General features: G+C 60.5%; 25 protein-coding genes. 8 read left to right on the forward strand and 17 right to left on the reverse strand.

Annotated elements, in window-relative coordinates; genetic code table 11:
* Nucleotides 1-2: 2 nt before the first annotated feature.
* Genes graC through graD form a run of 4 tightly spaced genes read right to left on the reverse strand, consistent with a single transcriptional unit; the run spans nucleotide 3 to nucleotide 3,911 of the window.
* A complete protein-coding gene (gene graC, locus N434_RS04885) occupies nucleotides 3-1,058 on the reverse strand; it encodes a maleylacetate reductase (RefSeq protein ID WP_110756368.1) in 1,056 nt (351 codons plus the stop codon).
* A gap of 3 nt (nucleotides 1,059-1,061) precedes the next feature.
* Nucleotides 1,062-2,045, reverse strand: coding sequence for a gamma-resorcylate decarboxylase (tsdA, locus tag N434_RS04890; RefSeq protein WP_110756369.1), 984 nt, complete (start codon nucleotides 2,043-2,045; stop codon nucleotides 1,062-1,064).
* 45 nt (nucleotides 2,046-2,090) lie between these two features.
* The gene (gene graA, locus N434_RS04895) at nucleotides 2,091-3,320 is read right to left on the reverse strand and encodes an FADH(2)-dependent resorcinol hydroxylase oxygenase component (protein WP_110756371.1); all 1,230 of its coding nucleotides are present in this window, start codon (nucleotides 3,318-3,320) and stop codon (nucleotides 2,091-2,093) included.
* Between the two features lie 51 nt (nucleotides 3,321-3,371).
* On the reverse strand, nucleotides 3,372-3,911 hold the full coding sequence (graD, locus tag N434_RS04900; protein WP_065114144.1) for an FADH(2)-dependent resorcinol hydroxylase reductase component: 540 nt from the start codon (nucleotides 3,909-3,911) through the stop codon (nucleotides 3,372-3,374).
* A gap of 205 nt (nucleotides 3,912-4,116) precedes the next feature.
* On the opposite strand from graD, the gene N434_RS04905 reads away from it, so the two are divergent.
* Nucleotides 4,117-4,548, forward strand: coding sequence for a MarR family winged helix-turn-helix transcriptional regulator (locus tag N434_RS04905; RefSeq protein ID WP_065116053.1), 432 nt, complete (start codon nucleotides 4,117-4,119; stop codon nucleotides 4,546-4,548).
* A 123-nt stretch (nucleotides 4,549-4,671) separates the two neighbouring features.
* Nucleotides 4,672-5,061 carry a hypothetical protein gene (locus tag N434_RS04910; protein ID WP_065114145.1) on the forward strand — a complete coding sequence of 130 codons (390 nt, stop codon included), beginning with the start codon at nucleotides 4,672-4,674 and terminating at the stop codon, nucleotides 5,059-5,061.
* 115 nt (nucleotides 5,062-5,176) lie between these two features.
* On the opposite strand, the gene N434_RS04915 is transcribed toward N434_RS04910, so the two are convergent.
* From N434_RS04915 to N434_RS04930, 4 genes are all read right to left on the reverse strand, one after another.
* On the reverse strand, nucleotides 5,177-5,803 hold the full coding sequence (locus N434_RS04915) for an outer membrane protein (RefSeq protein WP_065114146.1): 627 nt from the start codon (nucleotides 5,801-5,803) through the stop codon (nucleotides 5,177-5,179).
* A gap of 258 nt (nucleotides 5,804-6,061) precedes the next feature.
* Entirely contained in the window at nucleotides 6,062-7,453 is a 1,392-nt protein-coding gene (locus N434_RS04920) for a sensor histidine kinase (RefSeq protein WP_181423876.1), read from the reverse strand.
* Nucleotides 7,454-7,488: 35 nt separating this feature from the next.
* Nucleotides 7,489-8,163 carry a response regulator transcription factor gene (locus N434_RS04925; RefSeq protein ID WP_110756374.1) on the reverse strand — a complete coding sequence of 225 codons (675 nt, stop codon included), beginning with the start codon at nucleotides 8,161-8,163 and terminating at the stop codon, nucleotides 7,489-7,491.
* A gap of 196 nt (nucleotides 8,164-8,359) precedes the next feature.
* Nucleotides 8,360-8,998, reverse strand: a complete 639-nt coding sequence (locus tag N434_RS04930; RefSeq protein WP_181423877.1) for a TetR/AcrR family transcriptional regulator — start codon at nucleotides 8,996-8,998, stop codon at nucleotides 8,360-8,362.
* Between the two features lie 141 nt (nucleotides 8,999-9,139).
* Between N434_RS04930 and N434_RS04935 the strand changes: the two genes are divergently transcribed.
* A complete protein-coding gene (locus N434_RS04935) occupies nucleotides 9,140-11,176 on the forward strand; it encodes an NADH:flavin oxidoreductase (protein ID WP_110756376.1) in 2,037 nt (678 codons plus the stop codon).
* A 25-nt stretch (nucleotides 11,177-11,201) separates the two neighbouring features.
* Here the strand turns inward: N434_RS04935 and N434_RS04940 are convergent, their stop codons facing one another.
* Together N434_RS04940 and N434_RS04945 are read right to left on the reverse strand one after the other, a co-directional pair.
* Nucleotides 11,202-12,560: an ATP-binding protein gene (locus N434_RS04940; RefSeq protein ID WP_110756378.1), complete on the reverse strand. Its 1,359-nt coding sequence runs from the start codon at nucleotides 12,558-12,560 to the stop codon at nucleotides 11,202-11,204.
* The gene (locus N434_RS04945; protein ID WP_046801585.1) at nucleotides 12,560-13,222 is read right to left on the reverse strand and encodes a response regulator transcription factor; all 663 of its coding nucleotides are present in this window, start codon (nucleotides 13,220-13,222) and stop codon (nucleotides 12,560-12,562) included. The genes N434_RS04940 and N434_RS04945 overlap by 1 nt, the downstream gene beginning before the upstream one ends.
* A gap of 142 nt (nucleotides 13,223-13,364) precedes the next feature.
* Between N434_RS04945 and dsbD the strand changes: the two genes are divergently transcribed.
* Both dsbD and N434_RS04955 read left to right on the forward strand, forming a co-directional pair.
* Nucleotides 13,365-15,227: a protein-disulfide reductase DsbD gene (dsbD, locus tag N434_RS04950; RefSeq protein ID WP_110756380.1), complete on the forward strand. Its 1,863-nt coding sequence runs from the start codon at nucleotides 13,365-13,367 to the stop codon at nucleotides 15,225-15,227.
* Nucleotides 15,224-15,832, forward strand: a complete 609-nt coding sequence (locus N434_RS04955; protein ID WP_210206039.1) for a DsbA family protein — start codon at nucleotides 15,224-15,226, stop codon at nucleotides 15,830-15,832. Before dsbD ends, N434_RS04955 begins: the two co-directional genes overlap by 4 nt.
* A gap of 98 nt (nucleotides 15,833-15,930) precedes the next feature.
* Here N434_RS04955 and N434_RS04960 read toward each other — a convergent pair whose 3' ends face one another.
* The 3 genes from N434_RS04960 to N434_RS04970 all read right to left on the reverse strand — a co-directional run bounded on the left by N434_RS04960 (nucleotide 15,931) and on the right by N434_RS04970 (nucleotide 18,461).
* On the reverse strand, nucleotides 15,931-16,593 hold the full coding sequence (locus tag N434_RS04960) for a DsbA family protein (protein WP_110756384.1): 663 nt from the start codon (nucleotides 16,591-16,593) through the stop codon (nucleotides 15,931-15,933).
* Between the two features lie 34 nt (nucleotides 16,594-16,627).
* Entirely contained in the window at nucleotides 16,628-17,356 is a 729-nt protein-coding gene (locus tag N434_RS04965) for a L,D-transpeptidase (RefSeq protein ID WP_110756386.1), read from the reverse strand.
* A gap of 166 nt (nucleotides 17,357-17,522) precedes the next feature.
* Nucleotides 17,523-18,461, reverse strand: coding sequence for a phytanoyl-CoA dioxygenase family protein (locus N434_RS04970; RefSeq protein ID WP_110756388.1), 939 nt, complete (start codon nucleotides 18,459-18,461; stop codon nucleotides 17,523-17,525).
* Between the two features lie 131 nt (nucleotides 18,462-18,592).
* Between N434_RS04970 and N434_RS04975 the strand changes: the two genes are divergently transcribed.
* Nucleotides 18,593-19,465 (forward strand): helix-turn-helix domain-containing protein, encoded by an 873-nt coding sequence (locus N434_RS04975; protein WP_110756390.1) that lies wholly within the window; start codon nucleotides 18,593-18,595, stop codon nucleotides 19,463-19,465.
* A gap of 44 nt (nucleotides 19,466-19,509) precedes the next feature.
* On the opposite strand, the gene N434_RS04980 is transcribed toward N434_RS04975, so the two are convergent.
* On the reverse strand, nucleotides 19,510-19,917 hold the full coding sequence (locus tag N434_RS04980) for a DoxX family protein (RefSeq protein WP_065114156.1): 408 nt from the start codon (nucleotides 19,915-19,917) through the stop codon (nucleotides 19,510-19,512).
* A gap of 395 nt (nucleotides 19,918-20,312) precedes the next feature.
* Here N434_RS04980 and N434_RS04985 point away from each other — a divergent pair, with 395 nt between their 5' ends.
* Nucleotides 20,313-21,233: a LysR substrate-binding domain-containing protein gene (locus N434_RS04985; protein ID WP_110756392.1), complete on the forward strand. Its 921-nt coding sequence runs from the start codon at nucleotides 20,313-20,315 to the stop codon at nucleotides 21,231-21,233.
* 26 nt (nucleotides 21,234-21,259) lie between these two features.
* On the opposite strand, the gene N434_RS04990 is transcribed toward N434_RS04985, so the two are convergent.
* The 3 genes from N434_RS04990 to N434_RS05000 form a co-directional block, all read right to left on the reverse strand.
* A complete protein-coding gene (locus N434_RS04990; protein ID WP_110756393.1) occupies nucleotides 21,260-22,951 on the reverse strand; it encodes an amidohydrolase in 1,692 nt (563 codons plus the stop codon).
* Between the two features lie 69 nt (nucleotides 22,952-23,020).
* Nucleotides 23,021-23,701 carry a hydrolase gene (locus N434_RS04995; RefSeq protein WP_006311664.1) on the reverse strand — a complete coding sequence of 227 codons (681 nt, stop codon included), beginning with the start codon at nucleotides 23,699-23,701 and terminating at the stop codon, nucleotides 23,021-23,023.
* A gap of 94 nt (nucleotides 23,702-23,795) precedes the next feature.
* On the reverse strand, nucleotides 23,796-24,662 hold the full coding sequence (locus N434_RS05000) for a pirin family protein (protein ID WP_110756395.1): 867 nt from the start codon (nucleotides 24,660-24,662) through the stop codon (nucleotides 23,796-23,798).
* Between the two features lie 141 nt (nucleotides 24,663-24,803).
* On the opposite strand from N434_RS05000, the gene N434_RS05005 reads away from it, so the two are divergent.
* Nucleotides 24,804-25,730, forward strand: coding sequence for a LysR family transcriptional regulator (locus N434_RS05005; RefSeq protein ID WP_110756397.1), 927 nt, complete (start codon nucleotides 24,804-24,806; stop codon nucleotides 25,728-25,730).
* The last annotated feature ends 38 nt before the right edge of the window (nucleotides 25,731-25,768 follow it).

Consider the following 25,768-nt stretch of genomic DNA (forward strand, 5'->3'; position numbering starts at 1 on the left):
CATCACTCCGGCCGCGCGCCGTCAAAGGCGCGCTGCAACAGGTCGCGGATCGCGGTTTTTTCGATTGGCCGCGGGCACCAATAGGGATTGGCCGTCGCAAGCTCGGCCATGGGGTCGAGATCACCCTGCTGCACACCAAGCGCTACGAGGCTCGCTGGCGCGCCGAGCCGGGCGGCAAAATCGAAAAGCCCGGCCCCGGCCCTGCCGCCGACACGTGCGGCAAGCGGCGCGAGCAGATCGGGCACTGCCTGCTCCACATAGGCAACGGTGTGCGGCAAGAGCACCGCATGGGTTTCGGCATGTGGCAGATCGAGACTGCCGCCCAGCGTGTGGCAAAGCTTGTGATGCAGGGACATGCCGACAGCACCGAGTACCGTGCCGCACAGCCATGCGCCATAAAGTGCCGTCTCGCGCGCCGTAATATCCTGCGGCTCGGCCTTCACGCCAGGAAGCGCCTCGACCATTGCCCGCAATCCCTCCACCGCCATCAGGCTGGCGATGGGATTGCGATCCCGAGCATAGAGCGCCTCGGCCGCATGGGCCATGGCGTTCAGCCCACTGGTCATGCTGATGGCCACAGGCAAACCGACTGTCAGTTCCGCATCGTAGATCACGACCTCAGGCAGGATTTCCGGCCCGCGCATGGTGGTCTTCACCCCGTTTTCGGTCTGGCCGAGAATGGGCGTCACCTCGGAGCCGGCATAGGTCGTCGGGATCACAATCTGCGCCGCATCGGTGCGCAGTGCAATCGCCTTGCCGAGACCGGTGGTCGAGCCGCCGCCCAGCGCCACGACACAATCCGCACCAGTGGCGCGATAGGCTTCGACCGCCTTTTTCGTCACCTCGACCGGCGTGTGCATGGCAGCCTCGGAGAAGACACCCACGGCAAGCTGGCCGAGCCGGGCGGCCAGCGCTTCCGCATCGCCCTTCTGCTGTGGTGTGGAGAGCACCAGCGCCCGCGACAGGCCAAGGCGGCGGATTTCCTCCGCCACCCCCGTCGAGCTGCCCGCTCCGAAGACGATGCGGGCAGGAGCTGCCATGTAGACGAAGGGCTGCATGGCTCAGGCCCCGTCGAGCTTGAACAGGCGGCGGGCATTGGTGCGGCCGATCTTCACCCGATCGGCTTCCGCAATACTCGTCGCGTTGAACCAGTCAGATGCATCGTTGATATTCTCGAACGGCCAGTCGGTGGAAAACAGGATGCGGTCGGCACCGATTTCCAGAATGGCGTCGATCAGCGTCTGGGTACGGAAATTGCCTGACGTCGTGATGTGGAAATTCTCGTTGAAATAATCCACGAAACGGCGCTTGGCCGGATAACGCGGTGGCAGCTTCACCCAGGCATTGCGGTGGTCGATACGCCACATCATGTAAGGCAGCCCCTCACCCATGTGGCCGAGAATGATGTTGAGGCGCGGATGCTCGTCGAACAGGCCGGACGCCATGAGACGCAGCGCGTGAACAGCCGTTTCCTGTGCAAAGGCCCAGGTGGGGCCGAGCAGCCAGGGATGGCCGTCATAGATGCGCGAATCCTGCGGCAGCGGGTTGCGCGGATGCAGGTAAAACGGCACATCGAGCTTCTCGACCGCTCCCCAGAAGGGGCGATATTGCGGCAGATCGTAATAAAGCGGCGTCTGGCCGTCGCCCTCCTGGCTGAAACCATTGACGAGCGCACCGACGAAACCAAGATCGTTGACGCAGCGCTGAAGTTCCTCCGTCGCCGCATCCGGGTCCTGCAATGGCAGGGCAGCGAAAGCCAGGAAACGATCCGGCCGCTTGGCGCATTCTTCGGCAAGCACGTCATTGGCCCGCCGCGCAATCTCGATCGCCTTCTTCTTGTCCGGAATGGCCTGCACCGCCGGCGCATTCAGCGACAGGATCATGGTCTCGATGCCATGCGCATCCATCAGCTTCAGGCGCGTATCCTGAATGTCGAGCAGGCGATGCTGCAGCTCCTTCCAGTAGTCGCCGGGTACAAAACCGGCCGAATCCTGAAGTGTTTCCGGGATTGCGAAATGCTCCTCGAGAGCGACCTTGCCTTGCATAGTATTTCCTCCGAAATTGCTGTTCACGTGCCGCTTGATGCGCGGTCAATATTGGCCCTTGGGTTCCAGCCCGAGCATGCTCTGGCCGATCATGGTGCCCACGGCATCCCAGTTCATGCTGATGTGGCGGCCAACCGCATTGGCATCGCGCCAGGCCCGCTGCACGGGGTTGGCAAGATCAAGCCCGACGCCGCCGGTGGAATCGTTCAGCGCCTGTACGGCGCGCAGCGCCAGCGACACCGCAAAGGCCTGGCCACGGCGGCTCAGAAGACGGTCATCCACCGTGAATTCCGCCCGACCTTCAATCCGGGCCTGCGCCAGCACCTGTGCGCGGGCCACATCGCGCAGCAGGATTTCGCAGGCCGCATCGACGCTCGCGGCCGCTTCGGCAACGCGCAGCTGAATGGTCGGGAATTCGGCCATGCGGTTGTTGCCGCCGGCCACCGCGCCGCGCGTCACCCGGCCGCCGACATGGTCGACATAAGCGACAAGCGCGCCCTTGGCCGCGCCAACGCCGGCCGCCGCAAGACAGGAGGGAATGCCGGTCAGAAGCGGCATGTTGAACAGGCCTTCCTCGGCATAATATTGCCCGCCGGGCGTCTTGCCGCTGGTGGCGTCCGGGAAGGTCAGAACCCGATGTTTGGGAACGAAGACATCATCGAGAACCAGCGTCTTGGAGCCAGTGCCGGCCAGCCCCACCACATGCCAGGTATCTTCAATGACATAGTGGCTGGCGGGAACGAGAAGGAAGGCGGGAACCGGCCTGCCCTCACCCTGCGGCGGCAGAATGGCGGCGCAGAGAGACCATTGCGCATTTTCGCAACCCGAGGCGAAGGCCCATTTGCCGCTGAGGCGATAACCGCCCTCGGCGACGTCAGCCATTTTCACCGGTGCGTAGGAACCACACAGCAGCGCGTCAGGGTTTTCACCCCAGACATCGGCCTGCGCCTCTTCCGGAAACATCGCCAGCAACCATTGATGGGCGGAAAGCAGGCCGGCCACCCAGCCCGTCGATGCGCAGGCCGCCGAAAGCTCGATATTGGCCTCGACCAGTTCAGCGAATTCACCGCCCTTTCCGCCGAAGGCGCGGGGTTTGACGATATCGAAATAACCGATGCCGCGCAGCGCCTCGATATGGCTGGCGGGCACGCGTCGCGCCTCTTCCGTCTGGCGGGCGCTCGCCCGGAAAAGATCGGCTATGTCGGCAACACGGCCGGTGAGGCGGACACGCGGGGTCGTTTGCGCCGGCTGCGGCGCATGGCTCATATCGTTCATGATTGTCTCCTTCCGGAAGTGACTTGGCCGGGAATTATCTGGCCGGAAATATCAGGCCGGCAAGCCAGCCGGACTTGCGGCGCAATATTGGGCGTTTTCGTAAAGCAGCGGCCGCGTCGTCTCGCGGACATCGGCCGAAACCACCTGCCCGATGAACACGGTATGCGTTCCATAGGGCATCGCCGCCACCCGGCGGCAGGCGATGGCCGCGTGGGCCGTGGGCAGATAGAGGACGCCGTTTTCGTGACGTTGCCAGTCACCGTCGCGGAAACGCTCTTCCGGCGACACCTTGCCGCTGAAAGCATCCGAGAGCGCGGCCTGATCCTGCGTCAGCACGTTGACGATGAAATCGGGCCGGCACAGCAGCAGTTCATGCAGCAGCGTGCGGTTGTTCAGGCAGACCAGAAGCGATGGCGGTTCCATGGAAACCGAGGTAACGGCGGTGACGGTCATGCCGTGATCGCGCTGATCACCGGAAGCGCAGGCAGTGATAACCGTCACGGTGGCCGGAAAACGGCGCATCGTCGTGCGGAAAGTTTGGCCGACGCCTTCCGGCGCAAGGCTGTTCGGGGCGAACAATGCTGATGTCATGAGATCCTCCCAAATCCTGCATTTCTATTTATTTGCATTTGCAATATTTGTCAATGCAAATGTTTTTTGTCATTTTATCCAACGGGGAAACCTGCCACTCCCCGGCCTTCTGGAGCGACGCTATTGAAACGGATGGATTGTGCCGGTACAGCCGATAGGCGCACATCAGCATCTGCGCAGATGGTTCTCAAACGGGGATTTGCTCGTGTCTTATCAGTTCACCGACTCGGTACCCTACCTGCTCAACTGGGTGGGCGTTCGGCTTGGCGAGCGTTTCTCGCTGAGACTGGTATCCTATGACATCACCCTGCCGATGTACCGCGTGCTGGCGACACTGAGACAGCAGGAAAGCAAGACGCTGACCGAACTTTCGGACATGGTGTCGGTGGAGATTTCCACGCTGTCCCGCCTGGTGGGGTTGATGGTCCGGCGCAACCTCGTCAGCCGTGAGCGGCCGGCCGACAATGCCCGCATCGTGCGTATCACGCTGACCGCAAAGGGCGAGGAACTGGCCGACGAACTGATGCCGATCGCGGCGATGTTTGAAAAAACCGCCATCGAAGGCCTCGATCCCGCCGAAGTGAAACTGTTCAAAAGCATCCTGCGCCATATCGGCCGCAACATTGCCGGTCTCTGACAGCGGCAAAGGACATCGGACGCGCAGCCATCCGCAGCTCGCTGCACAGTTTTCCGGTGCAATGTACTTGCAATGACCTGTTCCTATCCCTGCGGAAATTCACCGCAGCTGAAAGGAATTCCCATGTCCGACAGGTCATCACTTGCAGTCCCGGCAGCGATCATCCTCATCGCCGCCGCATCGATTGTGCTCACAGCCTGCGCATCGACCGTCATGAAAAGCTATATCGGCGCGCCCATCACCAGCGTGATGCTGGACTATGGGCCGCCGGACAATGTCTACAGCCTGGGCCCCGGCCAGCAGGCCTATCAATGGCGCAAGAACAAGACGCAGGTTGTGGCCGGATCATCAAGCGGTGAAGTACGCTCGACACGGCACGGCGAACGTTATGAAGTGTCCGAAACGCCGGGTTATGTCGAGCGCATCGATTGCTATTATACTTTCTACACCCGCAGCTCCGGTAACGACTGGTATGTGACGAGCTTCCGGCAACCCTCGCTCGAATGCGAATGATCCTCTTACCGTCCCGCCGCCCGTTCAATGCCATTCCCCGTTTGCCGCCGCCTTGGTCCTGAAAGCGGCGGCTTTGTTTGGATTTTCTTTTCCGGCATCTATCAGGGCGGCCAGATCAGAAACGATAGTTCAGGCCGGCCTTGATGACGTGATCGCTGACATCTGTCTTCGATCTGCCGCTGGAGGTCGTCGTCGACACATTTCCCGTGTTCACATAGTTATATTCAAACTTGGCCGACAGACCGCCGCCGAAACTCTGTTCGACGCCCGCTCCCACCAGATAACCCCGCTTCCAGTCATCCGGCCCTGTAACGCCGTTTCCATCCTTGAACTTCGTCGTGGTCAGGCCTGCGGTGCCGTAGAGAAGGGTACGGTCGAGCGCCACACCGGCCTTCAGCTTGGCGGCGCCACGGAAACGCTCTCTCAGGCGGCCATTCGGCACGCGCGCATCGTTGCCGAGATAGGAGCCTTCGAGTTCCGCCCCGACGACACCGGAGCCGAACTGGAAATTGTAACCGGCCTGTACACCACCCGTCAGACCACGGCCGCCGGCCAGAGGATTGAATCTCGGGGAGGCGACGCCGCCATGAGCGCCGATATAAGCCCCGCCCCAGGAAAAGGCCGGCGGGTTGGCATAATCGAATTGCTGGGCATTGTAGTTGGCAAGATCGGCGGAATAGGCACTGGTTGCTGCCATGACGGCGGCCGTGATGGTAACAAGCGATTTTGCGATGAGCGACATGAATGACTCCAGACGAAACCAGGTGCGTCACATTCTGACGCGGCAGGGTTTCCGTTCGTGTTGAAGAGCCGAAAACCGGCCCCCGTGGTCTCCTGTGCGGATGAGCGCAGCAGATACGGGTATTTTCCCCACGAGAATTACGTCTGGATTGCACGCAGATATTTTATCTAAAAATAATTGATATTTTTAATGCACTTATGCTCATTTCTTTAACTTAATTTTAAGAATCTCCGCGATCCGGATTGCGCCGGAAATGATTCATGGCCCAGCGCCGCTCCGTGGTGCGACGGAGCGAATCTCCAGCCGAACACAGAAGCCGGGATCAAGGTCGAGGAACAGCACCGTGCCCCGATGAAGCTCGGCCGCCTTCTGCACGAGATTGAGGCCAAGGCCGGCACCGGAGGAATTGGTGTTGATGCGATGGAACGGCTCGAATACCTGCTCGCGTTCCGCAACGGGTATGCCCGGACCTTCATCACAGACATCTATGGTTCCGGTTGCCCCAACCCGAACGACAATTGCGCCCCTGCCGCCGCCATGATCGATGGCATTGCGGATGAGGTTGACGACCGCCATCTCGATGATCGAGGTCTGAACCGTAAAGAGAACCTTTCCTTCGCTCGGTTCGAAATCGAACTCATAACCGGCATCCATCGCAATCGGCGCAAGATCGGTCGCGATGCGTTCGACGAGAACGTTCAGATCCTGCTCTTCGGCAGGCAGTTCCACCGCGCCCACCGCCTGCATCTCGAGAAGCTGATGCGCGACGCGGGTGAGGCGGTCGATATCCGCCCGCAGCTGCCGGCTCAACTCGTCATCGGGAAGAAGATCGGCCCGGACGCGCGCAATCGCAATCGGCGTCCTCAGTTCATGGGCGGCATCGGCCAAAAAGCGGTTGCGGCGATTATAGCCCTCGTCCAGTTTCGAGAGCGCAACATTGAAGGCATCCACCAGCGGAATGATTTCACTCGGCACCTTCGAACGATCGATCCGCGCGGAGCGGTTCTCGAAATTGATCGATTGTGCCTCGGCTACCGTTTCCATGAGGCCGCTCAGCGAACGGCCAACCGCACGGGGCGTCACCAGCAATGTCGCAATACCCGTCAAGAGCAGCATGGGCACGACGGCGACAAGGATGATGAACCCCACGCCGGGCAGCACGGTCAGCCAGCGGATGGCACCATCGGCATCCTTTTCGAGATCCAGCTGCACATTGATCCACAGACTGATGCCGTCATTCGGGAAGCCTTTTTCCGTCCCGGCAATGAACTGCAGCCGCCCGGCCGGCGTATCGCGGTTTTCCATGGTGGCCCGGACTGTTTCCCCGGCCTCCAGACGCGCTCTCTCGATGCCCCGGGGAAACACCGCTTCCAGAGCGGCCGCCGGGATATCCCCATATTGCAGGACGATTTCGTCGGCGTCCCGCACCACGAACCAGAGATCGGGATAGCGCTGCTTCAGCGCTTCCAGATCGGGCGTCGCCGACACCTGTGCTCGACCCTGCCCATCCTTTTTCACGCTTTCCGCAATGATGCGCGCGGCCTCTTCATTGGCGCCTTCCAGCCGCGGATCGATGATCCAGATCCAGCCGACGAGAAGAATGACGAAAAGAACGAGAAAAAATGCCTGCAAGGCGAAAAGGCGCTTCATCAGCCCCCATCGCAGAGATCGGTTGCGCTCCGGTCTCATGTCTTTGCCCGGATGAGATAACCGATATTGCGCACGGCTCTTATCTCCACCGTCGCTTCGGCCTGCGCCAGCTTCTTCCGGATGCGCGAGATATGCGCATCGAGCGCATTGGACTCGATCTCATCGTCGAGCGTATAAACCGCCTCGATCAGGCTCGACCGTGTCACGATGCGGTTCGGACGCCGCATCAGCGCTTCAAGGGCCAGATATTCCCGACGCCGCAACTCGAGGACGGAACCGGCAACGCTGACTTCATTGCTTTTCGGATCGATACTGAGATTTCCGAAGCTGGTATATTTGTCGGAAATCGAAGGGCCGCGCCTGTGAAGGGCTCTTAGGCGGGCAAGCAACTCCTCGATTGCGAAAGGCTTGGCGAGATAATCATCCGCCCCCGCATCCAGCCCATCGACCCGGTGATCGACGCTTCCAAGCGCCGTCAGAACCAATATCGGTACGGAATGTTTCCGGCGGCGAAGTGAGGATACGAGGCTCAGCCCCTCGCCATCCGGCAGGCGGCGATCCAGAACCAGCACATCGTAGGAGCCATCCCGCGCAAGCGCATCGGCATCGCTGATGGTGCTGACATGATCGGCAAGCACATCACGCCGGCGCAGGGCCTCGAGCAGCGCACGCGCCATTTCGGGTTCATCCTCAAGAAGCAGGATTCGCAATGACTTTCCCCCAAAGACGAGCTCTTGCCGTCCTCACCACTGTTCGGTGAAGGTTGCAGGTAGATTGCAGGCGGGCCGACCTTCTTCTTGTAGCACCGCAACCAACATAATCCGACTGGCATCGCCGGTGTTTTGGCGACTCCACTTATTGCTGTCCCGTGTGTCGTCCGGGCATGTTGTGATCAGCAAACAGGCGTCAGGCCTCGGGGTTTGGCCTGTATCCGTGTCTCGCATAAAAGCGGTCAAGCTCGCGCTGCTGCGGCACCTCGCCGGTATAGATCGCGATATAGTCCGCAATCCTTCTCATCCGCACCGCCACATCCTCTTCGACCTGCATGGAAATGTAACCGATCTGCACGAGATAAGTGGTGCGGGCGCGCACGTCTGCCGTATTTTCAGGGTGGCCGTAACGCATGAACATGCGCGAAAGCGCCTCCATTCTCACCTGGTCGGCTTTGCGAAGCTCGGCAAGAATATCATCGGACTGCAGCGCCCAGCTGCGAACCGCGAATTCGAATTTGCTGTCAAAAAGCGAGGAATCCAGCCAGCAATCGAAAACATTCAGCATCGCCTCGGCCAGGGTTTCCGCATAGGCCTCCGATTGCCTGAGGATGCTTCCCGTGTTCTTGTCGCGCCAGCGGGACAACAGCGCCGCCAGCAATTCCTCCCGGTCCTTGAAGAACCAGTAGAAGCTGGTGCGCGAGAGATTGAGCTTTTTCGCCAGAGGCAGGATTTTGACGGAATCCACCCCGGATTCCAGCAGCGCCTCGTAGGCGGCCTCAAGCCAACCCTCCTGCGATCCACGCCAACCGGTTTCGTTCAATGTCGCTTCCATGACAATTGCGTAGCAAATCAGTCCCTGCGCGACAAGGCAAAGCGTACACTCTTGTCGAACTCACAAACACCAGTGTTTTCTTAATTGACACATATGTACATTTTTCTTAGCCTTGTGTCATAACCGTTTTGGAGCAGGCACATGTCGAACGATCCCCTTCTTCAGCCCTATCAGCTCAAGCATCTGACGCTGCGCAACCGCATCATCGTCACCTCCCACGAACCCGCCTACCCCGAAGACGGCATGCCGAAAGGGCGCTACCGCGCCTATACAGTCGAGCGGGCCAGGGGCGGCGTGGCGCTGACGATGACGGCGGGCTCTGCCGCCGTGTCGAAAGACAGCCCGCCCGTTTTCAACAATCTCTTGGCCTACAAGGATGAAATCGTTCCGTGGATCCGGGAAATGACCGACGCCGTGCATGAGGCCGGTTCGGCGATCATGATCCAGCTGACGCATCTTGGCCGCCGCACCCGCTGGGACAAGGGCGACTGGCTGCCGGTCCTCGCGCCATCACACCAGCGGGAAGCGGCGCACCGCGCCTTTCCGAAAAAGATCGAGGACTGGGATATCGAGCGCATCATCAAGGATTTCGCCGACGCTGCCGAACGAATGAAGGCGGGCGGCATGGATGGCGTGGAACTGGAAGCCTATGGCCACCTCATCGACCAGTTCGTCTCACCCCTGACCAACGAGCTTGACGGCCCCTATGGCGGCTCGCTTGAAAACCGCATGCGCTTCTGTCTCGACGTCTTCAGGGCGATACGCCAACGCGTCGGCGACGATTTCATCCTCGGGGTTCGTTACACCGCCGATGAATGTCTTGAGAACGGCACCGGCAAGGCGGAAGGCATCGAAATCTCCAGACGGCTGAAGGAGAGTGGCCTGATCGACTATCTCAACGTCATCAGGGGGCATATCGACACCGATCCCGGCCTGACCGACGTCATCCCCATTCAGGGCATGGCCAGCGCGCCGCATCTTGATTTCGCAGGCGAAATCCGCGCGGCGACCAGCTTCCCCATCTTCCATGCCGCCAAGATCCAGGATGTCGCCACCGCCCGGCATGCGATTGCCGCCGGCAAGGTCGACATGGTCGGCATGACCCGCGCCCACATGACCGATCCGCATATCGTCCGCAAGATCATGGAAAAGCGGGAGGAGGACATCCGCCCCTGCGTCGGCGCCAATTATTGCCTTGATCGCATTTATCAGGGCGGCCTCGCCTTCTGCATTCACAATGCGGCAACCGGCCGCGAGGAAACCATGCCGCATGAAATCACCCGGGCTGAGAAAAGCCTGAAGGTGGTGATTGTCGGCGCTGGCCCGGCAGGCCTTGAAGCCGCAAGGGTCTGCGCCGAGCGCGGCCACGCGGTCGTGGTCTTCGAAGCCGCCAGCGACGCCGGCGGCCAGATCCGCCTGACCGCACAGAGCGAACGCCGCCGTGAAATGATCGGCATCATCGACTGGCGCATGAGCCAGTGCGAGAAGCTCGGCGTCATCTTCCATTTCAACAGCTGGGCGGAGGCGGATACGGTTGTCGCCGAAAAACCCGACGTGGTGATTATCGCCACCGGCGGACTGCCGCATACCGAGGTGCTTTCGAAGGGCAACGAGCTGGTCGTCTCCGCATGGGATATCATTTCCGGCGACGTCAAGCCGGGCACCAATGTTCTCGTCTATGACGATGCCGGCGACCACACCGGGCTTCAGGCCGCGGAATTCATCGCCAAGGCGGGCGGCAAGGTCGAGATCATGACGCCGGATCGCTCTTTCGCCCCGGAAGTCATGGCCATGAATCTCGTGCCCTATATGCGTTCGCTGCAGAAACACGACACGACATTCACCGTCACCTACCGGCTGGAGGCGGCGGAAAGAAGCGGCAATCAGATCATCGCCCATGTCGGCAGCGATTATGGCGGCGTTTCGAAACAGCGCGTTGTCGACCAGATCGTCGTCAATCACGGCACAATCCCGCTGGACGAGCTTTATTTCGAGCTGAAGCCCGGCTCAAAGAACCTCGGCGAAATATCCTATGACGCGCTGATTGCGGGCGCGGCCCAGACCGTCGAGCGCAATCCTGCCGGCGCCTATCGGCTGTTCCGGATTGGTGATGCGGTCGCAGCGCGCAACACCCATGCGGCAATCTATGACGCGCTGCGCCTCGCAAAGGACCTCTGAGAGAGCTGCCCCGTGGCGGCCTCCTTCATAACTCAAGCGATACCGCGAACCGCTGACCGAATTGCGAAAACTGCAGTCGCCCGCCCAACCGGTCGATTGCCATCTTGACGATGGCAAGCCCAAGGCCGCTTCCACCCGGTTCCGATCGCGGCGAACGGTAGAAGCGCTGCAGCACCCGTTCCTGCTCCTCCACCGCGATCCCCGCCCCTTCGTCGATGACCACGACATTGACCTTGCCGTTTGCCAATTCCGCCCGGCATTCCACCGTCGATCCCTTCGGCGAATGCTGCACGGCGTTTTCCATCACGTTGCGGATCGCAAGACGAAGCAGGGACCGATCCGCCTCGATGAGGATCGTATCCGCCTCTTCCGAAAGCCGGCAGGTAATTTCCACCTCGCGCGCTCGCCTGAGCGGCTCCAGCTCCTGTATGACATCGAGGATCAGACGGGGAATGTCGACGCCGGCTTTCGTCGCCTGCGCTTCAGTGGCATCGACGGCAGCCAGGTCGATAAGCTGTTTTGCCATCCGGCTTGTCCGGTCGACGCTCTGCTCGATGCGCCGCAGCGCCTGTTGCTGCACCTCGGGATCGGTGGAACGCATGGCCACCTGCGCCTGCGTCTTCAGCCCGGCAAGCGGCGTCTTCAATTCATGTGCGGCATAGGTCGTGAACTCGCGTTCCCTTTCCCGCGTCGCCTGAACACGCGCCAGAAGGCTGTTCAGCGCATGGATCATCGGCCGAAGCTCCGATGGCGTTCCCTTGTCGGCAAAGCCGTGGAGCTCAGTCGCGTCGCGTGCTTTCATGCCGTTTGCGAGCTTTTGCAGGGGCGCAAGCCCCCGGGAAACACATAGCCAGATAAGGCCAGCCATCAGCGGCATGATGAAAAGCGCCGGATAAAGAAGCCCCTTGATGACATCGTCAACCAGCCGGTCGCGAACCTCGACACTGTCGCCCACCAGAACCCTGACACCGAGGTCGGGTTTCACGACCGCATAGACGCGCCATTCGATGCCGTTGATGACCGTATTCTGGAAGCCCGAGGCATGATCCGAAAGGGAAGCATCCGGGGCGCTGTCCGATTTGCTGAGCAGACGGCCGCTGATGGACCATATCTGGCAGGCGAGCTGGCGTTCGTAGGAGGGTATCGCCGCCGCATCAGCGTTCGCGTCCTCATCATGCGTCGGTGAATGGCCGTCTATCAGGCGGATATCGACCGGGCGGTCGCCGACGAGGGATCCGACCATTCTTGCCGATTCCACCAGCCGCGCATCGAGAACGTGCTCCAGCCGCGCCTTCGTGCTGGTGTAGATCCACACGCAGGCCGACAGCCAGACGAGGCCCGTCATCAACAGAAGCACGGTAAACAATCTTGCCCGGATCGACATCACGCAACCCTCCCGACGCGGTAACCGACACCGCGCACCGTCTCGATGAAACCAGCGCCCAGCTTGGAACGAAGCTTGTGGATGTGGACCTCGATGGTGTTGCTTTCCACATCCTCCTGCCAGCCATAGAGCTTTTCTTCCAGAACCGGCTTTGAAAAAATCATGCCGGGATTCTGCATGAGAGCATGGATGATCGCAAATTCACGGCGCGACAGCGCAATGACACTGTCATCCTTCTTCGCCACCATCTTCGCCGGATCGAGCGTCACGCCCAGCGCCGACAGCGTGCCTTCGGAACGCCCCTCGCCACGGCGGATGATCGCCCGCAGCCGGGCGGCAACCTCATCAAGATCGAAAGGCTTGCCCAGATAATCATCCGCGCCGGCATCGAGGCCGCAAATCTTGTCCGTGGTCGCATCCTTGGCGGTGAGCAGGAGGATCGGCACCCGGTTGCGTTCATTACGGGTGTGGCGCAGAAGATCGAGACCTGACCCGTCAGGCAACATCACATCAAGGACAACGGCATCGAAACGGCAATTCTCGAGGGCGATTTTTGCGTCGCCAAGCGTCATGACGGCATCGACGGTGAAGCCGGCAAGCTGCAGCCCGACACGCAGACCATCAAGCAGGACATCATCGTCCTCGACCACCAACAGACGCATTGAGCACTCCATCATTCCGGCACAGGGGTATTTTGATGCGCGGGAACCTGAGAAACGAACCTTAAGGCTGGCTTAAGCTTCCAGCCGGAAGCCTGCGCCATCCATGGCTTATCCCACAAGGCCTACCCCATAAGGAAAGAGAATGCGTTTCAATTTTTCGTTCGTGCTCCTTATTCTCATGTCCATTTGCGGACCGGCGCTCGCGCTCGGTCCGCCGATGGACATGGCGGATGCGTTCAAGCTTTCGATAGACCGCACGGGAACGGCGGCCACCTTCCGCTGGCAAATCGCCGAGGGATATTATCTCTATCGGGAGAGCCTGCAGGCCAGCACTGAGGACGGAACGAAGCTCGATCTCAGGACGCAGGCCGGCGAGATGAAGGATGATCCCGGTTTCGGCAATACCGAAGTCTATTTCGGGCAAGCCGCCGCCACGCTTGCCGACGCGCCGCAGACAATGAAGCTGACATTTCAGGGATGCCAGGATGGCGGCATCTGCTATCCGTTCAGAACGGTCGCCATCGACGGTTTGCGGATCGAAGCAGAAGCGCCGTTCGGCATAAGGCCGCAGGATCCACCCGAATTTCAGTCCTTCGCCCTGATCGCGCCGTCCGCAGAACCGGAAAAGGCTGAGCAGTCAGTACCCGCACCCGTACCCCCGGCCGAGCCGGGCATGGTGGAAGGTTTTCTTGCCCGGGGCGGCACGGCGCTGCTTCTCGCCTCCTTCATGGGTCTTGGCGTACTCCTCGCATTCACGCCCTGCGTATTTCCCATGTACCCCATCCTCGCGGCCACGCTCGGCCGGCAGGGCGCTTCACTGTCGCCCGGTCGCAGTTTTCTCCTCTCCTCAACCTATGTCGTCGCGCTTGCCGCCGCCTTCAGCCTGTTCGGCATACTGGCCGCATGGCTTGGCCAGAGCTTCCAGATTGCCCTCCAGTCGCCACCGGCCATTCTCATCACCGCCGCCGTCTTTATCATTCTGGCGATCGCCAGTTTCGGCATGGTCGAGGTCCAGCTTCCGGCCGGCCTTCGCGACCGGCTGGCGCGATCGCAGCGTTCGCTCGGCGGATCGTTCGGCTCGACCGCCATTCTCGGTTTCAGCTCGGCGCTGCTGATCGGCCCCTGCGTGACGGCGCCGCTTGCAGGCGCACTTCTCTATATCGCCAAGAGCGGCAACCTGCTGCTCGGCGCAGCAGCGCTCTTTGCGCTCGGCATCGGCAAGGGCATTCCCCTCATCCTCATCGGCACCTCCGGCGCGGCATTGCTGCCGCGGGCCGGCGCATGGATGGCGCAGATACGTTGGCTGTTCGGCTTCATCTTCCTTGCCACCGCGATCTGGTATCTCGACCGGCTCATTCCTCCATCCGCAACGCTCGCGCTTTCCGCAGCGCTGCTCGTTATCATCGGTGTTTTTTTCGGTGCTCTCGACGCGCTGCCGCAACAGGCCGGCATTGGCCGCCGGCTGATGAAATCGGCCAGCCTTCTTTCCATGCTCTACGGAGCGTTTCTCGCTTTTGGCGCGGCAAGCGGCAGCACCAGCATGCTCCAGCCGCTGCAATTCTCCGGCAGCCCGGTCGCCAGCCGCTCCCTGCCCGGCCTGACAAAGGCGAGTTTTGCAACGGTGAGTTCCAATCAAGAACTGAAAGCCGCGGTCGCTGACGCAGGAAAGCCAAGCCTCGTCTACTTCACCGCGGACTGGTGCGTTTCCTGCCGCGTCATCGAACGCTCCGTTCTGAGCGATCCACAGGTCGCGGAAAGCCTTAAGGATACGAACCTTATCTCGGTCGATCTTTCGGACATGACGTCAGACAAACAGCAATTGATGAAGGATAGCAATGTCATCGGCCCGCCGACCATGCTGTTCTTCGACAGAAAAGGAACCGAACTCCCCTCCATCCGCATGGTGGGCGAAATTTCGGTCCGTTCACTCATCGATGCGGCCGCGCAAACGCAGCAGGCGCTTGCAAAACCGGCAATCGACAATACCGCAGGAGCCCGCCAATGACCCTTACACGCCGACAGCTTGTCGCAATGGCCGGCCTTGCCGCCATTGCTCCCCCCTCATTTGTTTTTGCCGAGACAGACCCGACAAGCCGGGAGATGGTGCTGCACGATCCGGATGCCCCGGTCCTTGGCAATCCGAAAGGCGACGTGACGGTGGTGGAATATTTCGACTACCAGTGTCCCTATTGCAAATCCTCCTACGGCATGGTGCGCGACGTGGTCGAACAGGATGGCAAGGTGAGGCTTGTGCTGAAAGACTGGCCGGTCTTCGGTGGCGCATCGGTCATGGCCGCGCAGGCGGTGCTCGCCAGCGCCAGGCTCGGCAAATATGAAAAAACGCTCGACGCCATGTTTCACACGCCGAACAAGCTGCAGCAGGCCGATGTCGAAAAGGCCCTCAAGAAAGCGGGCCTGACCTTCGACGGCGTCGGCAAGGCCGTCATCGAGCATCAGGCATGGATTTCCGGCCTGCTGGACCGGAACTGGGTACAGGCCGCCGCCTTTAAATTCGTCGGCACGCCATCATTTGTGGTGGGAACGACGAGCTTTGCCGGTGTCCTCGACCGCAAGGGCCTGAAGGAAGCAATCGCCAAGGCACGGGGATAGGACGAGACGGCAAAGGGCATCGCCACTGCGATGCCCGGCCGGAATGTTAAAGCGATGGTTTCAGTCCGACTGGACCTGAAACCATCATTCTCCGAACGTTAAGCCTGTTCACGCGCTCTTTTGAAAAGATCGGTAAAGGCTTCCGCGCTCTGTACCGCACCGGGGACGAGGAACTTGCCGATGATGAAAGCAGGCGTTCCCGTCAATTGCAGCGACATCGCCTGTTCATGATTGCGCGCAAGCAGATCATCGATCTCCGCCGCTTTCGACTTCATGTCGCGCTCGAGACGGGCAAAGTCGATGCTTGTCGCACGCACGGTGTCGCGCATCTCGTCGGCCTTCACCTTCGGCGTCTTGATCGCCATCAGCGCATCATGGACGATGTGATAAGCGTCCTGATATTTCGCCGCCAGCGCCAGTCGCGCTCCCTCGACGGAGTCGGGCGTTATGATCGGCCAGTCCTTGTAGACCATCCTGACATCCCCGTCTGCCGTGACCGCATTGCTCATGGGAACGGCCGTCTTTTTGCACCAGGGGCAATTATAGTCGAGAAAGGCGACCATGGTGAGCTTGCCGGCGGGATTGCCGGAGACGGGTGCCGCTGGATCGCGCAGGATCATCTCGAGCTTCAGACCGTTGGGCGAGGCTGCTGCCGGCGATGCGACGGCCGAGACCACCGAAATCGAGCCGAGGAGAAAGGCACGGCGTCTGAGCCCGGCAAGGGCTGAAACATCCGCGCGGTTTCGAACATCATGTGCCATGGTGATGGGCCTTCTTTCTTTTCCGTACCGTTCGTCAGGCGGCGAGTTGCTGGCGTTTCGAGGGGTCGGGAATAACCACGATGGTGCTGCCGTCCCTCACATTGTTGAAGAGGTTGATGACATCCTGGTTCAGCAGCCGGATGCAGCCGGAGGAAACCGCCTTACCGATCGAAAAGGCCTCCGGTGTTCCGTGCAGGCGGTAAAGCGTGTCCCGGCCGCCCTGATGAATGTAGAGCGCCCGCGCGCCGAGCGGGTTCTTGAGGCCGGGCGGCATTCCGCCATTGGCGATGCTGTAGGGCTGAAGACTGGGCTGCCGCGCCACCATCTCGTCCGGCGGGGTCCATTTCGGCCATGCCCGCTTGTAGGCGACAATCGCCCGGCCGGCCCATGAGAAGCCGTCGCGGCCGACGCCGATCCCGTAACGGGTCGCCTTGCCGCCCGGCAGAATGTGATAGAGAAACTTGTTCGGCGTATCGACGATCAGTGTGCCGGGCTTTTCGTCGGTCGGATAATCGACGACCTGCCGCCAGAAGCGCGGGTCCACCTGCTTGATGTTCACCGCCGGGATCGGGAATGTCTCATCGGGAAGCGCCGCATACATTGCCGGCGTGACCGGCGCAGGCGTCTCGGGCAAGGGGTCGTCGTTCCTCGACAGCGTCGCCGGCTTTGGCGGCTGACCGGACGTGGCGCAACCCGCCAGCAGGCCCGCAAGCCCAAGGGCAAGAAGGTTTCTGCGGGTGGTGAAAATCGGGATATCGTGCATTCTGGGCTGTGTCTCCTATTCGGCGACACATAGCCGGTCCCCACCTTAAGCCAGTCTTAAGGCCACCACCCGCACGGCAATTCGTTCGGATCGGCGTTACTGCGGATCATCGACAAGATAAATGACCGCCCCCTGGAGCGGTCATTTTCTCTGTGCTCGATGCAGTTCACCAGCGGGTCAGGCCAAGCAGCTTTTCGCCGAGCGGGTTGAGCCTGGCGGTTTCGGCATGGCGTTTCTCCCATTCACGCGGATCACCCGGAAAGGCGTCGCGCTGCGGATGATCGAGTTCCCTCCAGAGCCGGATCCGCTCCTGCCGTTCTGCCTCATTGTCGAATTCCGCCGGGTGCATGGAGATGTATTGCGCCATGCGCACGCGGCCATCGGAATGATTGGGACGCACGCCATGGGCAAGCAGCGAGTTGAAAATCATCAGGTCGCCCGGTTCCATATCGATATTGACGACGGAGAGGCCAGCCATATCCGGATGCATCGGATCACGATCTTCCGGCTGCGTCTTCACCCATTCGTCAAAATGCTCAAAAAGATAGGGCACGCACTGAAAACCGCCGACATCGCCATCCTGTTTCTGCAGGCTCAGCACGCCCTGTACGCCGATCGGCAGCGGGCGGATGGACGTATCCACATCCCAGTGGATAAAACCATTGGGATTGCCTTTCACCTTTTTCGGCGGATTGAGATTGGCGCGGTCGATGGTGACCCACAGATCCTCCCGGTCCCATATGTCGACGAAGACGTCATAGACCCGCTGCTCTACGCGATTGTCCCAGAGATACTGGTGATTATAGATCTCCAGCATGCCGGTATTGTTCAATTCCTTCATCTTGTGTTCGCGCCTTTGCGGCGCATACCAGGTCGAAGCGTCGGCGGGATCCTTCTCATCGAATTTCCAGAGCAGATCGACAAGGCGTTCCACATTCGCCGCAGGCACCGCCTGACGGACAATGATATATCCCCTCGTCGTCCAGTGCTGCCAGTCCGCTTCCGACAGGACGCGCAGCGGCAAGGTCTTTTTGATATCCTTGAGTTGGGTCGTGGCGACCGTCGTCGGATGGCTGTCGCGTTTGATTGCTGCGGTGGATTGCATGTCGTTCTCCCATCATCATCTCCCTGACCATCAGGCGATGAAAGGAAAACTACGGCTTTCCGGGCGGACGTGTTGTCCGCAGATGGACAATACTGATACTATTCCAGCGTATAGATCCCAAAAGGCGCGGAATGAGACCACATCTCGAACATCTGCCGACATCGCCGGAGTCATCCTGGAGCAGGCTCAACCGGCGGCTTGACGACGCCATTCCGTTCGAATGGCACCACCATCCCGAGTTCGAGCTGACATTAACGCTGAATTCCCGCGGGCAGCGGTTCGTGGGTAATCATGTTGCCGATTACGATCACGGCGACCTCGTGCTCATCGGCCCAAACCTGCCGCACACCTGGGCGTCGCGTGACAAACTCGATCCGGCTGAACCACATGTCGCCCTTGTCTTCTGGTTCAGGAAAGAATGGATCGAAGGACTGGCCGGCGGATCGGTGGAACTGGCGCCCGTCAGACGTCTCATCCAGAACGCCGCAACCGGGCTGGCGTTCGATCCCGCGCTTGGCCGGGCTCTGGCGGATGATTTTGAAGCGATATTTTCCCGTCCGCCAGTCGGGCAGCTGATCGGACTTCTGGATATTCTGGCGCGGCTGGCGGCAGAGGACAACGGCGCGCCTCTTTCGACCGTCGTGCCGCAGCAGGTGGAAGGGGACCGCTCGCGGATTGACCGTGTCCTGATCCATCTGCACCGTCACTACCATGAGCCGCTCCGCATGGAGCAGATTGCCGCAATAGCCGCTCTCAGCGAATCCGGCCTGCACCGCATGTTCAGGAAACATACGCAGGTCAGCATGTCGGATTATCTGATCGGCCTCAGGGTCGGCGAAGCCTGCGCCCGGCTTTCAGGCACCACCCAGCCAATCCGGCATATCGCTGCCGATGTCGGTTATGCCTCGCTGGCCAATTTCAATCGCCAGTTCCTGCGTCTGCGCGGCATGACACCGCGCGACTATCGCGCCTCGTTTCACGGCAGCGGCAGGAAAATCCGGTAACGTACCGACACCACCGGATTGCCCCTATGCCGCAGCGGCCTGCGTTACTTCGCACCCTGCCCCAGGCGGTACCTGCCGGGCCCGGTTACAAAATACAAGAACAGGCCCCCGACGATGGCCAGGTTCTTGAAGAACTGCCCCTGCTGGGCAGAACGCGCCTCTTCCGGAAACGACCAGAACGCATGGCTGAGCAAGGTCGCGACACAGGTGAAAGCCAGCAGTATCACACTTGTCTCTCTGGCCCTTACTCCGAATATCAAGGCAGCGGCGCCGAGGATTTCCACCAAGATCACGAGGTATACGACAAGGCCGGCAAAAGGCACGCCCTTTGCAGCCAAAGACCCGGCAAAACCGGAAATTTCGAAAAGCTTGCCGACACCGGCCTGCAGGAAGAGGGCGCTGATGGAAAGGCGCGCCAGAAGGATTATCACATCGTTTATCTTTGCAGTCATGGGAGGTTCCTGGTGAATCTTGCTTCGGTGCTTTCGGCAAATCTATCATCGCCGCGCACCTCTGAAATTGACGATTGGGGGAGCGGCAGTAACGACCTGAACAACTTGTCGTGTGCATGTCTGGTAGCCACTCGATACGTCACCGCGTCATCGGGATCGATAACAGGACGCAGACCTTCAAAATTGGCTGTTTTATTCGCGGATCTTCCTTTTCATTTGGAGGGCACGCCACTGACTGGTGGCATTTTCGATAAAAAGCCTTTTTAATTCAGGCTCATACGAATACCGGACAGCAAGGCCGGAGGCTTTTGGGAGCAGCCATTGAAAGAGTATGAGTGTTCCAATTTCAGCTCGATAGGTTGCTTTTTCGGACGCATCGTTCTAACTGGGAAACGATGCGAAATTTGAATGACCTTTATTACTTCGTTCAGATCGTCGACCACGGAGGCTTTGCGCCAGCCGCACGCGCGGTTGGATTGCAGAAGTCCAAATTGAGCAGACGGCTCTGCGTTCTCGAGGATCGGCTGGGCGTCCGATTGCTCAACCGCTCGTCACGCCGCTTCTCGGTCACTGAAGTCGGCCAGGAATATTACCGCCATTGCGTCGCCATGCTCACCCAGGCCGATGCCGCCGAACAGGCCGTTGCCGAATTTCATGCCGAGCCGCGCGGCGTCGTCCGCATGGCTTGTCCGGTTGGCCTGCTGCAATTCCAGTTCGGGGCGATAGTCGCCCGTTTTGCCCGGGCGCATCCCGCCGTCGAGGTGCATCTCAAGAGCTTCAACCGGCCGGTCGACGTTATCGCCGAGGGTTTCGATCTGGCAATCCGCGCAAGCTTTCCGCCGCTCAACGATACCGGTCTCGTCATGCGCAAGCTCGATGACAGCCATCAGTGCCTCGTCGCCAGCCCTCGCCTCGTCTCCGGCGAAGTCAACACACCCGCCGATCTTCACAGCCTTCCGAGCCTCGAACAGGGCCAGTCGCGGCCGGCCTATCAATGGGAACTGGAAAACCATGAAGGGCAAACCGTCAGAGTGTCCCACAATCCCCGTATCGTCACCGACGACCTGACGACCCTGCATCTGGCGGCGATGGATGGGCTGGGCGTCGTTCAACTTCCGACATCCCTCGTCTGGCAGGACGTCAAGGCCGGACGTCTGATCCACCTGCTGCCGGACTGGCGACCACGATCCGCCATCGTACACGCCGTATTCGCCTCGCGGCGCGGGCTGCTGCCATCGGTTCGCGCGCTGCTCGACTTTCTCGCACAGGAATGCGCCCTTGAGAGGGGCGTCACGGATCAGGCGCTTCGGTCCTAGTTGAGCGTGACAGCGTTTATCCGCCGCTAACGCCGCAGCCCGGACGCGGCCATCTGGTCGTGCACGACATTGCCATTGACGATGGTGAGAACCGAACGGATCCGGTCGATTTCTTCCACGGGAATGGTGAGATAGGATTTATCGAGGACCGCCAGATCGGCGAGCTTGCCTTCCGCCAATGTGCCGCGGCTCTCTTCGGCAAAACTGATCCACGCGGCGTTTTTGGTATAAAGCCGCAATGCTTCCTCGCGCGTCAGCAGCTGATCCTCCGGCTTCCGGATAGCATTGCCGAGCGAACGTCCCGTCACGTGATATTCGATGGCCTGCCAAACACCGAAAACACCGATCCGGGTCGAATCCGTCCCACCCGCAACCATTATGCCCCGGTCCAGCGCCTGCCGCGTCGGCGGCGACATCTCGACGATCTTGCGCGAATTCGCCCGCAGAATGGACGGGCCTTCGAAATAGGGGCCCATCTGCACGCTGAACGCAATATCGAGCCGCTTCATCCGATCAAGGGTCCGCAGGGAGCCCGTATTCAGATGCGCCATTGCCCAGCGAAGGCCTTTGAGCGGATAGGTCTGGTCGACCACTTCGAACACGTCCAGGATCGCGCTCGCCGCATCATCGGTATAGGCATGGATCTCCAGCGGAATTTTCCGCTTTGCCGCAAAAGTGGCGACCCGCGCGAGCTCAAGACGAGAGGCTTGCGGCGGATTGAACCCGGACCCCATAAGCACACCGTCATTCATGCCGAACACCAGATTTTCACCCATGCCAAGGAAATTGACCATTCCCTCCGGTTGCACCGCAGGCCGGAAGGCCATGACATCGGTGAACCAGGCGGCTTCATTGCCCGGTTGCAGCGCGGGTATGCGATAACCCACGCGCAGCGTCAGCTTGCCTTGCCGCTGCAACGCGAAGACCGGTTCATAGGCCTCCGCCGGACCGGCGGATGGGTCGACGAGGCCGGTCACGCCCACCTGGTTCAGCCGCTCGAAAAAGGCCACCAGACTGGCTGTCTTCGCCTCCTCGCCAGTCCGGTCGATTGCGGCGAACAGGGCGTTGAACGCACCGATATGGCCGTAGAGCTTGCCGGTGGCGACGCCTTTTTCATCACGTTCGATCCTGATACCAGGGGGAACGGCGGGTTCGGGACTGTCGAGCTTCAGTCTTTCCATACCTTTGGTGTTCAGCAGGGCGTAGTCGTAGAGATATTGCACATATGCGGGATGATCGGGCACCGCGCGATCCAGTTCCTCGACGGCGGGCGGCCGCTTTTCATCGAACTGCTCGGGAATCCATGAGCCGCCAACGGCAACCCATGCGTCTCTTGGCCGCGCTCTTGCCGCCTGCGCAAGACGGTCCAGCGCTTCTTCAAGCGAAGACATGTCGTACCAGTAGGTCTCGAACTTGTAGGTCTGGCCACCCCGAATGGCATGGATGTGGGTATCCACCAGACCCGGAATGACGGTTCTTCCTTCAAGATCCACCAGTCGCGTGGCGTCCGTCTTCAACGCCCTGACCGTCTCGTCATCACCAACGGCGGAAATGCGGTCACCAGCGATCGCCAGTGCGCTGGCGCGCGGTCTGCTGTCATCCATCGTTACGATGGCACCGTTATAGAGGATCAAATCCGGGCTTCCAGCAAGGGCCGTACCGGCCAAAAGAAACCAGCCCGCCGCCAGAAAAGCCGTTTTACCTAAAGCTTGCCTCATGGTCCCGAAACCTCCTGAAAATAAACCACAGGGGCGGCGCAAGCTGCGCCGCCCTTTTGCCTCTTGCGATCAGCCGCGCTGTGAATCGAGCTGTTCGTGGTTCTTCTCGACCGCCTGCGCCTTCATGTAGCTTTCGATCAGAAGCTGGTAGGGAGGGAAGATCTTGGTGTAGACTGCCGCCCATTCCTGGGCATCGTCGCGATGCCATGTCTTCTGCAGTTCCGAGGCAACCGCAGCCGTGTCCATCGGCACCACACCGGCCTGAACCACCCGTGCAAGGGTGATTTCCTGCGCCATCTTGGAATAGGTGCCGGAAGCATCAACAACCGCAAACACCCGGTAGCCATCCTGAACCGCTGCAATCGCCGGGAAGGCCATGCACACGCTGGTAATGGTGCCGGCAATGATCAGCGTCTTGCGGCCGGTCGCCTTGACGGCGGCGACGAACTCCGGATTGTCCCAGGCATTGATCTCGCCGCGACGCGCGACATATTGCGCATGCGGTGCGTTTTCATGGATTTCCGGGATCAGCGGACCATTGGGGCCCTGCGGTACCGATGCCGTGGTGATAACGGGCATCTTCGTCAGCGTTGCCATTCTGGCAAGCGCTGTGGCGTGGTTGCGCAGAACAGGCATCGGCATGTCCGCCACCGTCTGGAACAGACCGCTCTGGTGGTCGATCAAAAGCATCACCGCATCATCGGGATCGATGACAGGCCGCTGGCCGTTAAAATTGGCAGGTGTACTCATTGTAAGTCTCCTTGGTTGGTAGGCATGGACTTGTGGGCCGAAATCACTTCCGCCCGGTGAGGCCCGTGGCTCCTTGCAAAGCCACGGGAATGGCTCAGGCAGGAATGCCGCCGAATTTTCCGGCCCGGAAATCCATGAAGGCTTCCTGCAATTCTTCAGGCGTGTTCATGACGAACGGCCCCTGCATGGCAACCGGCTCGCCAAGCGGCGCACCGCTCAGCAGAAGCACCGTTGCGTCGCTGTCGGCGGTGATCTCGAAACTGCCTCCCTCGCGATCAAGCATGACGAACTGGACGTCCCGTGCCGATCGCGTGCCGTTGACCGTGATGGTTCCGCGGAGAACGGCAAGACCGACGCTATGCCCTTCCGGCAGATCGAATATCGTGCGCCCTCCCTGCGTCAGGCGCAAATCCCACACATTGATCGGCGTGAAGGTGCGCGCCGGCCCCTTGTGCCCGGCATAGTCGCCGGCGATGACACGCACGGTTCCGGCATTGTCCGGCAGCGCCACGGCGGGAATATCGCCGTCGAGCACGGTCTGATAGGCGGGCGGCGCGGACTTGTCCCTGGCCGGCAGGTTCACCCAGAGCTGCACCATTTCCAGCGTACCGCCCTGTTTCGTAAAGGCCTGCGAATGGCGTTCCTCATGCAGGATGCCAGCAGCGGCCGTCATCCATTGAACATCGCCCGGGCCGATCAGACCGCCGCTGCCGGTCGAGTCGCGATGCTCCACCTCGCCCTGATAGACGATGGTCACCGTTTCGAACCCGCGATGCGGGTGAGCGCCGACGCCCCGTGGCGTCTTGCCCGGCGCAAACCGTTCCGGCCCGGCATAGTCAAGATGCAGGAAGGGGCTGATATGTTCGCCCTGGGTCATGTACGAAAGCATGGAACGAACCGGAAATCCGTCCCCCACCCAATGCGGCGATGTGCTGCTGTAAATACCAAGAACCTGTCTCATCATAGTCTCCTGGATGCCCTTCTTTCTTGCGAAGGGTCACTGGTGATCGTGTGAGAGCAAAATAGTTCTGGAACAAACTGGCCGGTAGATCGAAGATCAGGATATACCGTCCTGAAAACAGGACAATGAAAGGCCACCATCATGACCGATCTGAACGATCTGCGCCTCTTCGTCGACGTTGTGGAACAAGGCGGGTTTTCGGCCGCCGCCAGGAAACTGGACGTACCCCGCTCACGGCTGAGCCGCCGCATCGGCCTGCTGGAGGAGGATCTTGGCGTGAGGCTGGTGCAGCGCACGACCCGGCAGTTTGCCATTACCGAGATCGGCCAGGAGTTCTACCGCCATTGTCTGGCGATGGTGGTGGAGGCGGACGCCGCGCTGGAAGTGATCGATCGCATGCGGGCGGAACCGCAGGGCACGGTGCGGGTCAGCTGCCCCGCATCGGTGATCTATTTTCAGGTCGGAGAAATGATCGCCCGCTTCATGGCCAGATATCCCAAGGTGAAAGTCCATCTCGAAAGCACCAACCGCCGGGTGGATGTTATCCGCGAGGGTTTCGACCTTGCCATCCGGGTGCGGTTTCCACCGCTCGAAGACAGCGATCTCGTCATCCGCAAGCTGGCGGAAAGTGAGCAGCGGCTGGTCGCAAGTCCAAAAATCGTCAAATCAGGCGTCACCGTTCCGGCCGATCTCGTCAACATGCCCGGCCTCGCCTGGGGTTCATCCCACAGCAGTTTCGAATGGAACCTGCTTGGTCCCAACGGTGCCTCGGCAGCCATTCCCTATCAGCCGCTGCTGATTACCGATGACATGGTGGCCCTGCGGCTTGCAACGCTCCAGGGCATTGGCGTCTGCCAGTTTCCCACCATGGTCGTCAGGGAGGATGTGGCGGCAGGGCGGCTGATCGACCTCCTGCCGGACTGGGCACCGCGAAGCGGCATCATTCATGCCGCCTTCCCGTCCCGCCGCGGCCTGCTGCCATCGGTGCGCGCGCTGCTGGATTTTCTGGCGGATGAATATGCGATGATTTCGGCCGAGGAGAAGACAACGGCCGTTACCAATAAATGACCGCTGCGGCGCATCAGCCGGAACCTGCCCACACTGCC

This window comes from Rhizobium sp. UGM030330-04 (assembly GCF_003208455.1).
Taxonomy (GTDB): Bacteria; Pseudomonadota; Alphaproteobacteria; order Rhizobiales; family Rhizobiaceae; genus Agrobacterium; species Agrobacterium rhizogenes_A.

Coding starts and splice junctions, on each gene's coding strand:
- N434_RS04990 (WP_110756393.1), bottom strand. CDS start 22,951: ATGAGGCAAGCTTTAGGTAAAACGGCTTTTCTGGCGGCGGGCTGGTTT.
- graC (WP_110756368.1), bottom strand. CDS start 1,058: ATGCAGCCCTTCGTCTACATGGCAGCTCCTGCCCGCATCGTCTTCGGA.
- tsdA (WP_110756369.1), bottom strand. CDS start 2,045: ATGCAAGGCAAGGTCGCTCTCGAGGAGCATTTCGCAATCCCGGAAACA.
- N434_RS04960 (WP_110756384.1), bottom strand. CDS start 16,593: ATGGCACATGATGTTCGAAACCGCGCGGATGTTTCAGCCCTTGCCGGG.
- graD (WP_065114144.1), bottom strand. CDS start 3,911: ATGACATCAGCATTGTTCGCCCCGAACAGCCTTGCGCCGGAAGGCGTC.
- N434_RS04965 (WP_110756386.1), bottom strand. CDS start 17,356: ATGCACGATATCCCGATTTTCACCACCCGCAGAAACCTTCTTGCCCTT.
- N434_RS04955 (WP_210206039.1), top strand. CDS start 15,224: ATGACCCTTACACGCCGACAGCTTGTCGCAATGGCCGGCCTTGCCGCC.
- N434_RS04985 (WP_110756392.1), top strand. CDS start 20,313: ATGCGAAATTTGAATGACCTTTATTACTTCGTTCAGATCGTCGACCAC.
- N434_RS04915 (WP_065114146.1), bottom strand. CDS start 5,803: ATGTCGCTCATCGCAAAATCGCTTGTTACCATCACGGCCGCCGTCATG.
- N434_RS04970 (WP_110756388.1), bottom strand. CDS start 18,461: ATGCAATCCACCGCAGCAATCAAACGCGACAGCCATCCGACGACGGTC.
- graA (WP_110756371.1), bottom strand. CDS start 3,320: ATGAACGATATGAGCCATGCGCCGCAGCCGGCGCAAACGACCCCGCGT.
- N434_RS04980 (WP_065114156.1), bottom strand. CDS start 19,917: ATGACTGCAAAGATAAACGATGTGATAATCCTTCTGGCGCGCCTTTCC.
- N434_RS04995 (WP_006311664.1), bottom strand. CDS start 23,701: ATGAGTACACCTGCCAATTTTAACGGCCAGCGGCCTGTCATCGATCCC.
- N434_RS04920 (WP_181423876.1), bottom strand. CDS start 7,453: ATGAAGCGCCTTTTCGCCTTGCAGGCATTTTTTCTCGTTCTTTTCGTC.
- N434_RS04940 (WP_110756378.1), bottom strand. CDS start 12,560: ATGTCGATCCGGGCAAGATTGTTTACCGTGCTTCTGTTGATGACGGGC.
- N434_RS04975 (WP_110756390.1), top strand. CDS start 18,593: ATGAGACCACATCTCGAACATCTGCCGACATCGCCGGAGTCATCCTGG.
- N434_RS04910 (WP_065114145.1), top strand. CDS start 4,672: ATGTCCGACAGGTCATCACTTGCAGTCCCGGCAGCGATCATCCTCATC.
- N434_RS04945 (WP_046801585.1), bottom strand. CDS start 13,222: ATGCGTCTGTTGGTGGTCGAGGACGATGATGTCCTGCTTGATGGTCTG.
- N434_RS04930 (WP_181423877.1), bottom strand. CDS start 8,998: ATGGAAGCGACATTGAACGAAACCGGTTGGCGTGGATCGCAGGAGGGT.
- dsbD (WP_110756380.1), top strand. CDS start 13,365: ATGCGTTTCAATTTTTCGTTCGTGCTCCTTATTCTCATGTCCATTTGC.
- N434_RS05005 (WP_110756397.1), top strand. CDS start 24,804: ATGACCGATCTGAACGATCTGCGCCTCTTCGTCGACGTTGTGGAACAA.
- N434_RS05000 (WP_110756395.1), bottom strand. CDS start 24,662: ATGAGACAGGTTCTTGGTATTTACAGCAGCACATCGCCGCATTGGGTG.
- N434_RS04935 (WP_110756376.1), top strand. CDS start 9,140: ATGTCGAACGATCCCCTTCTTCAGCCCTATCAGCTCAAGCATCTGACG.